The following is a 10,747-nucleotide window of genomic DNA, read 5'->3' on the forward strand; positions in this document are numbered from 1 at the left end:
TGCGTCTCTCTGCGGATAGGAGATGCAAGTTTCGCGCCTGTTTCGAGTCAGAATAGCTAATTCTGGGAGGCGGCACAAAATCAATCGCTTTACAGGCGAATAGATTGGGCAAGGGGTATAAAAAAAGTCCCGGCGCAGAGCCGAGACTTCTTCTTTCAAACCCGCCCCTTCTATTGACGGGGAAAGTAAGATTTAGTGGTCGCTGTAACAAAGGTTACGGGAGCGTCCGTGATAGTGACCGCGTCGGTAATTATTGCGGCGATAGTCATTGCGGTGACCATAATAGTTTCCGTTTCGACGGATATCTTTCAGTCGATCCAGCTCACGGCCCACTTGATTAATACGACGATCAATCCAGCGGCTCCGGTCATATCGATTACGACGTTTCAGTTCGTCACGTTCCCGGCGAAGGGCTTCAATTTGACGGTCAATATTCCTGTAATTGCCGTAATGATTGTCATGGCGATAATTGTTCCGGTAGTTCCTATGACCGCGGCCGCGATGACCCACATTTACAACAGCGGGTTGATAGCCAGAATCATAGTCGTAATCGGCCGTACGGTAGTTATTCTGACCCCGTTCACGACGGCATTTCACGCTTTCATCGCCTAGTCCGGCACCGGCTGCGGCCCCGAGGGCGGCGCCGAGAAAGGCGCCCTCATTTCCGTTGCCGCGGGCCGCAACTTCAGAGCCCACCACTCCGCCCAGGACTGCGCCGATGACGCCTCCAATAACCTGGGCTTCGTCATTCTTTTTCTCGCAACGATAATCGTTTGCGGAGGCAGTTGCCGGAAGGGCTGTAAAGGCAGTCGCGGCAAGGGCGACTGCAGTCAATGTTTTGGCTTTGTTAAATAAGGCCATGTTCAGTCTCCTGTCTTCAGTTGCGGCGGGCGAAATGCCTTTGCCGATGAATACAGGTATAAGAGAGGCGCTCTGAACTGACCCTGAGCCGAGAATTCAGAAATGGTTCAGAAAGGTGGAAGTGTAAGAAAGACAGCCAAAAAACCCAGTAATACCTAGGATAAATGGGTGTTTAAAAACTTACCGGCAAGATCAAAAGCGGTCGTGGACGCCGGTAAAACGTCGTCAAATATCTGGAAAACATGCGGAACATTGTCCCAAAGCTGCAGAATGACGGGGGAACCTGCCTCTTCCAGTTTAGAGGCGAATCGAATGCAATCATCGCGCAGAAGCTCGTCATAGCTGGCTTGTATGAGGGTGGGCGGTAAATTTGAAAGATCATCAAAAACCGGCGAAACCTCTGGGTCACAAGGCGTAAATCCGGTCTGCTTCTTCATGCCTATGAGCAAAAGCGGACGGGGTATTTTAAGAAGTGGTCCCACCAGCGGGGTCAGCATTTTATCTTTGCCAAGGTTGGATTTGAAACTGTCTCCGGAGGCGGTTGAATCGGTATTGGGAGACAAGGTATAAATAGCGTCAGCTTGGCGCAGGCCTTCATCCCGGGACCAGTTCGCAATCATATGGGTAAGGTTGCCGCCGGCGCTGTCGCCTGAAATGGCCAGAGTTCGAACCGGGGCCGCTCCGTCCGGTCCGTTTTCCAATATCCAATTATAGCAGGCTTTAGCGTCCGCAATGGGCGCGCTTCGCGGATTCTCCGGCAGGAGCCGATAATTCGGCACAAAGACAGCCGCTTTGGTGCGCTTGGCAAGATTAACCGAAATGGCGCGGTGGCTGATATCGCTTCCGGCGGTAAAGGCCCCGCCGTGATAATAGAGAACACGTTTGTCGGGATCATAGCCCTTGACCAGAGTCCATCGACCCGGAACGGTCAATCCGTCCATATCCACCACATCCTCGCGATACTCGGCCTTCAGATCCGTTCTGCGCAAGCCGGCTTCGTCAAAGCGTTTACGCTTGGCATCCCAACCGCTCTTTGCCGCGGCCGACACAGCCGGTTTGACGAAGTTTTCTTCCAGATACTCATCAATGATGCGCATCGGTTTAGAATTTGGATCTACATGAAAATCAGGCTCTAAATCGCGATCATATTTTTCCAGGGAAGGACCGGAGAGAGACCGCATTTTACCTTTATAGGCAAAAAATAATCCAGCCCCGACAATCGTGGCGCCGCTCAGCATAAAGAGATGAAACATAGGCTTTCTCTAGAGACAAATCCAAGGATTGCTAGAGTTAACTCTGAACAAGGCGTATTCAAAGTCCTGTGACGCTGGCCGGGCATTCGGTCGCAAGCGGCTCGCCCGCAGCAAGGTCAGAATTAAATATATCTTGCGAAATTAGCCATTCGCCCGTTGGCGTGCGCTCCCGGACTTCGACATATTTTCCGATGTCAACGCCGGTTTCTTCTGAGTTCAGAGGAATGAAGACACAGGAGCGTCCGCGAATGATTGCAACGTCACCGAGGAGGGTGATGTCGTCCGCTTTCAACGCAATACGAAACCCCGTTTCATTCGCGGCCTCCCATTCCGCGATGGCGTCACGCCCGGCGATGGCGGGTGAATTTGGCGGCATCATCACGCCGTCTTCGGTGAACTGGTTTGCTAGAGCGGCCCAGTCATTCCGGTTATAGGTTTCGACCCAATGGGCCGTGGCGGCCCGAAGGTTGGCCTCATCATTTATATCGATATCGGATGCCGCCGTGCAGGCCATTATTGATAGAGAAAGAGAGGCGCAAACGGCAAGTTTTATGGGATTTTTCATCTTGGGTCTCCAGGGGCTGAATAGAGGTATAGGTCAGAGTTGACGTTTTATCGACGGCGTCTCAGCTCTTGATTAATCGTTTTGATAGCGCGTTTCGCGGCCTCGTTCTGTTCGCCCAGGTCGGAAGGGGTGGCGGACATGAGTCCGATCCATTCTGTTAAAAACGGCTCTATATCCGGCGAGTTCAGGATTTTATCGACGGTTTGCGCGGAAACGTCGTCGCTGGCGCCCTTGGGACAATCGAGGACATAGGTCTCTGCACCGTTATCCAGATCAAAACAGGTTTCCCAATAATAGGCTTGGGCATTGACAGGGATCATCTGCCGCACGCGGGAGCGATAAGCGGGCAAAATCTGGGTGCTCGCCAGATTGACGTTTTGTGCCAGATAGGCTTCGACTGCGTCTATAATCTCTCGTGACTGGGGCAAGCCTTGTCGCCGCATTTCCTCATAAGTGGATTGATTGACGTCAATCGGTTGCCATTGAGACGCATGGAAAAAATCAACCACGATGGGCCAGCATTCTGTTTCGCAGGACTCTCCACGGGCGATGAAATCAAGCGACCGTTTCCCCGCTTCCGTCACCTGTGTGAAGGCGTCACGCTTCTGATTGGTAACGCGAATCGAGGCTTCCAACTCTTGTTTGAGTTCGTGTAAGAGCTTGGTCTCTTTTGCGTCAAAGGCTTTGGCTTCGCTCCAGTTCGTTACCTGCAGACCGATGATAATCCCGAAGACTACAATTAAAAAATCCAGTACCACAGCGAACCAGTTCTGGTCTTTGACGTGTTTTGAAAGACGCCGGAGAATCATGACAGCACTAAGCCGCAAGGTTCCTTAACGCCCAATAATTTTATTGATTGTAACATAGCGCCCCCACTGATGGCGCATATAATCTCTTTTAAAGAATTTTGTCCAGCTTTAAGCGTGGGCCGTAGGAATTTGCGTCTTGGAGGCCGAAATCCCTTCTGGATGAGCGGCGGCGAGGAGAGCCTCCATGGTTTTATCCTTGAGCGGCGTTCTGAACTTCGCCCCGGCGAAATTCGCGTTTTTCCAGACCAGCCGGCAGGTGTACCACTCGCCGTTCAGCTCTATCGCCACTTTACGCTGCCGCTTTATCAGGCCGTCATGTTTGAATTTCAGGCCGCGTTGGGTGATATCAATCACGACCATCTGATAATCTTTGTTACCGAGCCTGAAAGGTCTGTTCTGATGTATCAAGTGACGATAATCGCGCATGCGCGACCGTTTGGAATATTTCCGCCATCCATGAATCAGAGCGATGAGTGACAGCGCCATGGCGATGGACAGGAAGGGGTGGCCTTGAATGTCGAGCTGTGGACCATTGCTGACGAAGGGGGCCAAAGCGCCGGTATAGGCCTTTTTTTCAGCCATCATTTTTTCCTGCGAAAAAGAGGCTGAATTAATATCGCCAGTGTCGGAAGACGAAAGTGGCGTGTCATTTTCAAACGCGCTTTTGCCCTCTACGGGGCCGTTTATATTGCCCGCCGAAAGGCTATCCGTGCAGCTCCAATACCGATTTAACGAAAGCAGGCTGTCAGAAATCGTCGCAGGGTCAGAGGCACCTAAAATTTCCACGGCGTCCTCATCATAGCCCGCCTGCGCACTCATAACTGCTCTGCGAAGATTTGTAACATAGTCGAAAAGCTCACGGCTTTCGGTCGGGAAGGCCTCCCGATAAGGTTCAGGTTGAAGGGCGGGGAGGGAAATGCGCGAGAGTGTCTTCTCTAATCTGAATATCGTTCCGCTATATTGTGTTTTACTTTCGAGATAATTTCCGCCGCGAAGCACAGAGGCTGTCTGCAGAACATTATCCACCCCCTCACAGCTCTGGGTCGCTGCGGCAGGCTGAAAACTGCCCAAGAGCAGTGCAAGGCCAAGGATGAAACGGCGTATCAACATATGGCCAGCTTAGGCCAATTTGGTTAAATTAGTGGATATGGAATGGGCGTCTAAACATTTTTCAGATTAATTGAAGCGAAGACTATTTTACCCCACCTGACCGCGATGCCTCAATTTATGATCTGCCAGAACCACGCATATCAACAATCTTTTCAGAAGAAATATTCGTAGAAAGATTAATTTAAAGGTCTTTCCAATCTAAGTATCTTCTCAAAAGTAGCATAGTCTTGTTGATTGAGGACGCGGTTATAATGAAATAAACAGTTTGAATGAACGGGGTCACGTTTGAGCCAACTCCACCGCTTAAATTCGGCTCCCGATTGTGTGATTGCGTTATCAATAATTTTTATTGAGTCTATCCAACTGGTGTATTCTAAGGGCTTACCAGCAATTCGCACACCACCCCCTCCTTTGAAGCTGACGTCATATATAAGATCATTGCTGTCATCAGTGGTATTGCAACCCAATTCGACTGATTGAACGTTATCCCAAGTCCGCATTTTGTCGCCTGTAAAAAACGTGGAGCGATGAAACTCTGTTGGAGTGAATACTGAATAAACTCGGGTTTCCCACAGGGTAATGACTGTCGTAAGAATCAAGGCAGGAAGAAAGTACTTTCCGATTTTGACAATAGACTTACGCGTCCAGGCGTTCACGAAGTCCTCCGCTGAATCTGGTCTTGAAAAATCATTCATGATAGACTGAGCCGTCCTATAATTTTTCTCCGCATTTTTATCCTCCGCCAAAACAGCAAAAAACAAGGCGCCCTTGAGTGGCATCGGCAATACATGAATAAGAAATAAAACAGGAATAATGGCTCCCAAGATCCAGACGAATAGAGCGATGAGCAGCCCAATTCCAAAGTTTGTTGAGTAAAGTAAACCGCCTTCTTCTTTAGCGGCGGCTACCGCTGCTTGTGTATTTAGTCCTTCAAGATACGGCCAAAGCCATAAACCTCCTATGGCGAAACCCAGGAGCAAAGATATGACGTAGAGCCATCCGCCGAAAAACCGTGTTATTGATTTTTTGTAGCTTTCACGCAGTTTATCTGAAATGTTTTTGGGAAGTTGCCACAGGGTCTCGTCGTTGAGTTCACTTGGATAATTACTCATAAAATTATCCCACCTGACCGCGATGCCTCAATTTATGATCTGCCAGTACGACCGCCATCATGGCCTCGGCCACGGGGACGCCGCGTATGCCGACGCAGGGGTCGTGGCGGCCTTTGGTTTGGACATCGATTTCCTCACCCTTAGAGGTGACGGAGCGGGTTTTCTGCATCATGGAGGAGGTGGGTTTGATCGCGACGCGGCAGATGATTTCGTCGCCATTGCTGATGCCGCCCAATATGCCGCCGGATTTATTTGAAAGAAACTCCGGGCCGTTTTCTCCGGCGCGCATTTCATCGGCGTTTTCGACGCCGCTCATGCCGGCCGTCGCAAAGCCGGCGCCGATTTCGACGCCCTTGGCGGCGTTAATGCTCATCATGCCCATAGCCAGATCTGAATCGAGCTTGCCGTAAATCGGCGCGCCCCAGCCGGCGGGCACGCCGGAGGCGCGGATTTCAAGGAGCGCGCCGACGGAATTGCCGTCTTTGCGGACACTGTCGAGATAACCTTCCCACTCTTTTGCGGCGGCTTCGTCAGGACACCAGAACGGGTTTTGCGACGTTTGATTCCAATCCCAATTGTCTGGATTGATTTTCTTTTCGCCGATCTGCACGACCGCCCCGCGAATTTGGATACTGCCACCCAAAACTTTGCGCGCAATGGCCCCTGCGGCGACGCGGTTGGCGGTTTCGCGGGCGGAGCTGCGACCGCCCCCGCGATAGTCGCGAATGCCGTATTTGGCATCATAGCTCATATCCGCATGGCCGGGACGGTAGCGGTCTTTGATCTCGGAATAATCACGGGAGCGTTGATCCGTATTTTCTATCAAAAGCGAAATCGGCGTCCCGGTTGTCTGACCCTCGAAAACGCCCGAGAGGATTTTCACAGCGTCAGGCTCGCGGCGCTGCGTCACAAAACGTGACGTGCCGGGGCGGCGTTGATCCAGATAGGTTTGAATATCGGTTTCGCTCAAGGGCAGGCGCGGCGGACATCCATCGATGACGCAGCCAATGGCCGGGCCGTGGCTCTCGCCCCAAGTGGTAAATCGAAAAAGATGACCGAATGTATTGTGTGACATAAACGCGTCTTAACGAGGTTTTTCTAGCCGGGCTAGTCTTAAGGAAAGGCGATTTCGGGAACGATATAGCGTTAAACGGGTTTAATCTTCAGTCCATAACGGACTGAAGTAACAAAAACCCTGACGCAAATAGAGAGAGATCACATGAGACATGTTCTGACCGCAACCGCCGCCCTTTCACTTGCGCTTGGCTTGAGCGCCTGTGCCACAATGAAAGATAAAATGGGTATGGATGGCACTGAAGCCTGCGCCGCCCAGACCTATGCCGTCTTCTTTGACACAGGAAGCGCCGATTTTGACGAATCCGCTTCGGGCGTTCTCGATAATATCGCAACGGCCTATCAGGGGTGCGATCTCGCCCAGCTTGAAATTCTTGGCTATGCTGATTCTGTTGGCACAAGTGACGCCAATCTGGAACTTTCGGATAATCGCGCCGAAGCTGTTTTGAACGCTCTGGAAGAACGCAATGTTATGGCCACGCGTGTCCGGATTGTCCCAATGGGCGATAGAACGGCGCCGACAGACGGCGAGTCAAATCCGTTTGAACGCCGCGCCGTTGTCCGCTTGAACTCAGACTTCTAAAGTCTGCAAATAAAAAACGGGCCTTTGCTGGCCCGTTTTTCTTTACCTAATACCGGTCTACTTATTTCGTGATTTGAAAACGTCTCTAAAACGCTCTGGCTCCGGCTCTGACGCGGATAGATTGCGGAGCGGGCGGAATTAAAGTTTCATAAGCGGCTTTTGCCTGCAGGAATGCCTGCATATTCGCATAGGGGCTGTCGGGATGAAAAAACTTGGCCTTTTTACGCCACGCCGCTCGAACATCGGATTCGCGCGCTCCCATTGGAAGCCCTAGTGTCATCATGGCTTGTTGACGTGTCATTACCGGAAGGCTCCTTTATTTTTTATTATCCCTAACAGAGGGTTTATATCTGACGTAAAGGGGTTAACAACGCCTTAGAAAGAATGGTTAATTTAACACTTTCGAACGAATTATTTTGATTAAATTCCGTTTTTCGGGAACACTGTTTGTACTTTCAAATAAAGAGGACTGAAACGCTTTTATGGCCCCGTCAGATAATGTTATTCCCCCCACGCCCAGCGCCGAAAAATACGCTGAAGACGAAAGCCGTGATCTGGCCTGGCTTGAGGCGACTGACCCCATAAAGCTTTTTGAGGACTGGCTGGCGAAAGCGGGTGAGACAGAGCCGAATGATTCCAATGCCATGTCTCTAGCAACCGTGGATGAAAACGGATTGCCGGATGTGCGTATCGTCCTGCTGAAGGGTCTGGATGAGCGAGGTTTCGTTTTTTACACCAATGGAGAAAGCGCCAAGGGGCAACAGCTTGGCGGCGGCAAGGCGGCGCTTTGTTTTCATTGGAAGAGCCAGAAACGTCAGGTCCGGGTAAGGGGCGGTGTCACGCCAGTGAGTTCCGAGGAATCCGACATCTATTTCGCAAAGCGAGCGCGGGGGTCGCGCCTTGGCGCCTGGGCTTCGGATCAGTCTCGTCCGGTTTTGGATCGAGACACCATGATTGAGCGTGTGCAGGAGGTCAAAGACCGTTTTGAGGGCCGTGATATTCCCCGCCCGCCGCACTGGTTTGGCTGGCGAGTAGCGCCGGAGTCGATCGAATTCTGGCAGGACGGCGCCTTTCGCTTGCATGACCGAATTGTTTTTACGCCCTCTGAAAATGAAAAAGCGGAAGAAGTCTGGACGAAGACCCGGCTTTATCCCTAGATTAGGATAAAAGAGATTTTATGACACAGAATAATACGCCGACACCAAATGAGACTCCGGCTTCAAAGAAGAATCCGGGAAAGCAAACATCCATATCGGTTCCGCCCCCCAAAGAAAGCGGACGTAAGCGGCGAAACATACGTAAATGGGTTCTGCGCCTGTCACTGGCTTTGACTATTGTCGGGCCGCTGATTTTTATCGTTGCGGCCATTGGACATAAAATCGGCTTGTTCAGCCTGGGCTTTAGTTTCGGGACATTGACACGAGGACTTGGTCCGAATGTGCTGATGGCGGGACTTATTGTGTCAATTCTCGCTTTGATTCTGGCCATTATTGTCAAGCCTAAAAAAGGGTTTGCTGTCGCGATTATCGGTATTCTGGTTCCAGCTCTGGGAATGGGATACGCTGTTCAGGTCAAGAACAAGGCGCAAAGACTGCCCTTTATCCATGACATTACGACGGACACTCAAAACGTTCCGCAATTTGGCGCCGAAATCATGACGGAACGCGCGGAAACCGAAGGCGTGAATACAACCGATTACGCCGGAAAAATGGCGAGGTCTCAGGACGCGCAAGGCAATCCGACAGAATCCCTTGTTTCCGTGCTTCAAACCCGGGGCTATCCGGATATCCGGTCTATCGTTGTAAGCGACGAAAAAGACGCAGCCTTTGCCAAAGCAGAATCGCTCGCGCGGCAGATGGGCTGGAAAATCAAAGCGACTAATCCGGAGGCCGGAACCATTGAGGCGACGGATACGACATTCTGGTACGGTTTCAAGGATGACGTCATCATCCGTTTGCGTAATTCCGAAGGCGGCGGAACTTTGGTCGATATTCGGTCAATTTCCCGTATTGGGGGATCGGACATTGGAAAGAATGCCGAGCGTGTACATGAATTCCTCGACCGGATGAAGGACGCCTAAGCCGCGCCTTCTTTTTCGTCTTCTGTCAGGAAATATTCTTGTTTTAACCCGTCAGGGCCATCGGCTCTGACGCGGCCTTCCTGTCTCATGTGAATAAGGTGCGACAGCACGCTATGGGCGGCGGCCGGATGAAGGCGTTTATCAATGTCGGCGTAAAGCGTACCGACAATATCAAAAATATTGTTTAGTCCGCTTTGGAGGGCGTTTGCGATTTGGGCCTCCCGCGCCAGCCTATGATCTATATAAGCTTTCACAAACACATCGACATCTGTAATGGCTGGGCCGTGGGTCGGGCGTAATATATCGAAATGGCGGTCATAGATGCGCCTCAGACTATTGAGGTAATCCCCCATATCTCCATCAGGCGGGCTCACCACGCTTGTTGACCACCCCATAATATGGTCGCCGGAGAAGAGTGTGTTTTCCTCTTTCAAATCATAGCAAAGATGGTTGGAGGTGTGTCCGGGCGTGTGAATGGCTTCTATCGTCCATCCCTCCCCATTGATGATTTCGCCGTCGCGAATTTCGACGTCTGGTTTAAATGTCAAATCGTCGCCGGCTTCCAGCCTCACCTCGCCGCCCTGAGGCGGACGGGGCTGCAGGCCATAGCCATAGACCTTGCACCCGTGAGCCTTCGCCAAAGGCTTGGCCAGGGGGGAATGATCAATGTGATGATGAGTGACCAGAACATGGGTCACGGCGCGCCCTTCCAAAGCCTTTTCCAGAGCCGCCTTATGGGCCGGCGTTGTCGGGCCGGGGTCAATGACGGCCACATTTTTATCGCCGATTATAAAGACGCCGGTTCCTGTATAGGTAAAGGGGCCGGGATTATCCGCGACAACGCGTTGAACCATCGGGCTGAGCTGATCACAGCGTCCATATTCAAAGTCATAATTGCGGACAAATGGAATCGACACGTTTTTCTCCCCTATGCCGTTTCTAGGGCAGGCGGGTAATGGAAATCAACTGCCTCGCGCAAAGCCTGACCTAATATCCGGGTGGATCGCAATTTGTCTTCCAAGGGCAAGGCGAGGGGAGGTCCCATATCTGTTTTATTGACATCGACAATATAAATCTTGCCGTCCTGGGTATCCCGTAAGATATCCAGACCGCCCCAGTCCAGTCTCATTTTTTGACAAAATTGTGAAATCAGCCTTTGTTCTTTGGCTGAGAGATAGTCCTGCGTCGCCGCGAGCCGACACCGGCTGTTCATATTGACAAAACGGGATTTTACGGGGCGTTCTTTTAGGTAAACCAATGGTATTTTTCCAAAGACAGTCACGGCCCGAATGTCCAGAAC

The 10,747-nt window shown here is 51.3% G+C and carries 12 protein-coding genes and 1 pseudogene; 3 read left to right on the plus strand and 10 right to left on the minus strand.

From position 1 onward, the window contains the following. Nucleotides 1–192 precede the first annotated feature (192 nt). The 7 genes from ACN0IC_RS14155 to aroC form a co-directional block, all read right to left on the minus strand. Nucleotides 193–861 carry a hypothetical protein gene (locus tag ACN0IC_RS14155; RefSeq protein ID WP_416879436.1) on the minus strand — a complete coding sequence of 223 codons (669 nt, stop codon included), beginning with the start codon at nucleotides 859–861 and terminating at the stop codon, nucleotides 193–195. 155 nt (nucleotides 862–1,016) lie between these two features. Beyond that, nucleotides 1,017–2,114 (minus strand): alpha/beta hydrolase, encoded by a 1,098-nt coding sequence (locus ACN0IC_RS14160; protein ID WP_416879437.1) that lies wholly within the window; start codon nucleotides 2,112–2,114, stop codon nucleotides 1,017–1,019. Nucleotides 2,115–2,172: 58 nt separating this feature from the next. Continuing rightward, a complete protein-coding gene (locus tag ACN0IC_RS14165) occupies nucleotides 2,173–2,679 on the minus strand; it encodes a YybH family protein (RefSeq protein WP_416879438.1) in 507 nt (168 codons plus the stop codon). A gap of 47 nt (nucleotides 2,680–2,726) precedes the next feature. Then, the gene (locus tag ACN0IC_RS14170) at nucleotides 2,727–3,488 is read right to left on the minus strand and encodes a hypothetical protein (RefSeq protein WP_416879439.1); all 762 of its coding nucleotides are present in this window, start codon (nucleotides 3,486–3,488) and stop codon (nucleotides 2,727–2,729) included. 108 nt (nucleotides 3,489–3,596) lie between these two features. Continuing rightward, nucleotides 3,597–4,598, minus strand: a complete 1,002-nt coding sequence (locus ACN0IC_RS14175; RefSeq protein ID WP_416879440.1) for a hypothetical protein — start codon at nucleotides 4,596–4,598, stop codon at nucleotides 3,597–3,599. A 176-nt stretch (nucleotides 4,599–4,774) separates the two neighbouring features. Then, a complete protein-coding gene (locus tag ACN0IC_RS14180; protein WP_416879441.1) occupies nucleotides 4,775–5,710 on the minus strand; it encodes a hypothetical protein in 936 nt (311 codons plus the stop codon). Between the two features lie 4 nt (nucleotides 5,711–5,714). Beyond that, nucleotides 5,715–6,785 (minus strand): chorismate synthase, encoded by a 1,071-nt coding sequence (gene aroC / locus ACN0IC_RS14185; protein WP_416879442.1) that lies wholly within the window; start codon nucleotides 6,783–6,785, stop codon nucleotides 5,715–5,717. A 144-nt stretch (nucleotides 6,786–6,929) separates the two neighbouring features. Between aroC and ACN0IC_RS14190 the strand changes: the two genes are divergently transcribed. Beyond that, entirely contained in the window at nucleotides 6,930–7,367 is a 438-nt protein-coding gene (locus ACN0IC_RS14190) for an OmpA family protein (protein WP_416879443.1), read from the plus strand. A gap of 85 nt (nucleotides 7,368–7,452) precedes the next feature. On the opposite strand, the gene ACN0IC_RS14195 is transcribed toward ACN0IC_RS14190, so the two are convergent. Then, on the minus strand, nucleotides 7,453–7,668 hold the full coding sequence (locus ACN0IC_RS14195; protein WP_416879444.1) for a DnaJ domain-containing protein: 216 nt from the start codon (nucleotides 7,666–7,668) through the stop codon (nucleotides 7,453–7,455). A gap of 181 nt (nucleotides 7,669–7,849) precedes the next feature. Here ACN0IC_RS14195 and pdxH point away from each other — a divergent pair, with 181 nt between their 5' ends. Further along, nucleotides 7,850–8,524 (plus strand): pyridoxamine 5'-phosphate oxidase, encoded by a 675-nt coding sequence (gene pdxH / locus ACN0IC_RS14200; RefSeq protein ID WP_416879445.1) that lies wholly within the window; start codon nucleotides 7,850–7,852, stop codon nucleotides 8,522–8,524. 20 nt (nucleotides 8,525–8,544) lie between these two features. Further along, entirely contained in the window at nucleotides 8,545–9,447 is a 903-nt protein-coding gene (locus tag ACN0IC_RS14205; RefSeq protein WP_416879446.1) for a DUF1499 domain-containing protein, read from the plus strand. On the opposite strand, the gene ACN0IC_RS14210 is transcribed toward ACN0IC_RS14205, so the two are convergent. Together ACN0IC_RS14210 and ACN0IC_RS14215 are read right to left on the minus strand one after the other, a co-directional pair. After that, nucleotides 9,444–10,301, minus strand: a complete 858-nt coding sequence (locus ACN0IC_RS14210) for an MBL fold metallo-hydrolase (protein WP_416879447.1) — start codon at nucleotides 10,299–10,301, stop codon at nucleotides 9,444–9,446. The genes ACN0IC_RS14205 and ACN0IC_RS14210 overlap by 4 nt on opposite strands. Before the next feature lie 74 nt (nucleotides 10,302–10,375). Then, nucleotides 10,376–10,747 (minus strand): annotated as a pseudogene (locus tag ACN0IC_RS14215) (hypothetical protein); the annotation flags it as partial.

Origin of the sequence: Litorimonas sp. (assembly GCA_029936425.1) — a bacterium.
Classification (GTDB): domain Bacteria; phylum Pseudomonadota; class Alphaproteobacteria; order Caulobacterales; family Maricaulaceae; genus Litorimonas.

Bases quoted from the DNA above. Each gene is read 5' to 3' on its own strand.
- aroC (WP_416879442.1), bottom strand. From the start codon at position 6,785: ATGTCACACAATACATTCGGTCATCTTTTTCGATTTACCACTTGGGGC.
- ACN0IC_RS14165 (WP_416879438.1), bottom strand. From the start codon at position 2,679: ATGAAAAATCCCATAAAACTTGCCGTTTGCGCCTCTCTTTCTCTATCA.
- ACN0IC_RS14170 (WP_416879439.1), bottom strand. From the start codon at position 3,488: ATGATTCTCCGGCGTCTTTCAAAACACGTCAAAGACCAGAACTGGTTC.
- ACN0IC_RS14205 (WP_416879446.1), top strand. From the start codon at position 8,545: ATGACACAGAATAATACGCCGACACCAAATGAGACTCCGGCTTCAAAG.
- ACN0IC_RS14175 (WP_416879440.1), bottom strand. From the start codon at position 4,598: ATGTTGATACGCCGTTTCATCCTTGGCCTTGCACTGCTCTTGGGCAGT.
- ACN0IC_RS14180 (WP_416879441.1), bottom strand. From the start codon at position 5,710: ATGAGTAATTATCCAAGTGAACTCAACGACGAGACCCTGTGGCAACTT.
- ACN0IC_RS14195 (WP_416879444.1), bottom strand. From the start codon at position 7,668: ATGACACGTCAACAAGCCATGATGACACTAGGGCTTCCAATGGGAGCG.
- ACN0IC_RS14160 (WP_416879437.1), bottom strand. From the start codon at position 2,114: ATGTTTCATCTCTTTATGCTGAGCGGCGCCACGATTGTCGGGGCTGGA.
- ACN0IC_RS14190 (WP_416879443.1), top strand. From the start codon at position 6,930: ATGAGACATGTTCTGACCGCAACCGCCGCCCTTTCACTTGCGCTTGGC.
- ACN0IC_RS14155 (WP_416879436.1), bottom strand. From the start codon at position 861: ATGGCCTTATTTAACAAAGCCAAAACATTGACTGCAGTCGCCCTTGCC.
- pdxH (WP_416879445.1), top strand. From the start codon at position 7,850: ATGGCCCCGTCAGATAATGTTATTCCCCCCACGCCCAGCGCCGAAAAA.
- ACN0IC_RS14210 (WP_416879447.1), bottom strand. From the start codon at position 10,301: ATGGTTCAACGCGTTGTCGCGGATAATCCCGGCCCCTTTACCTATACA.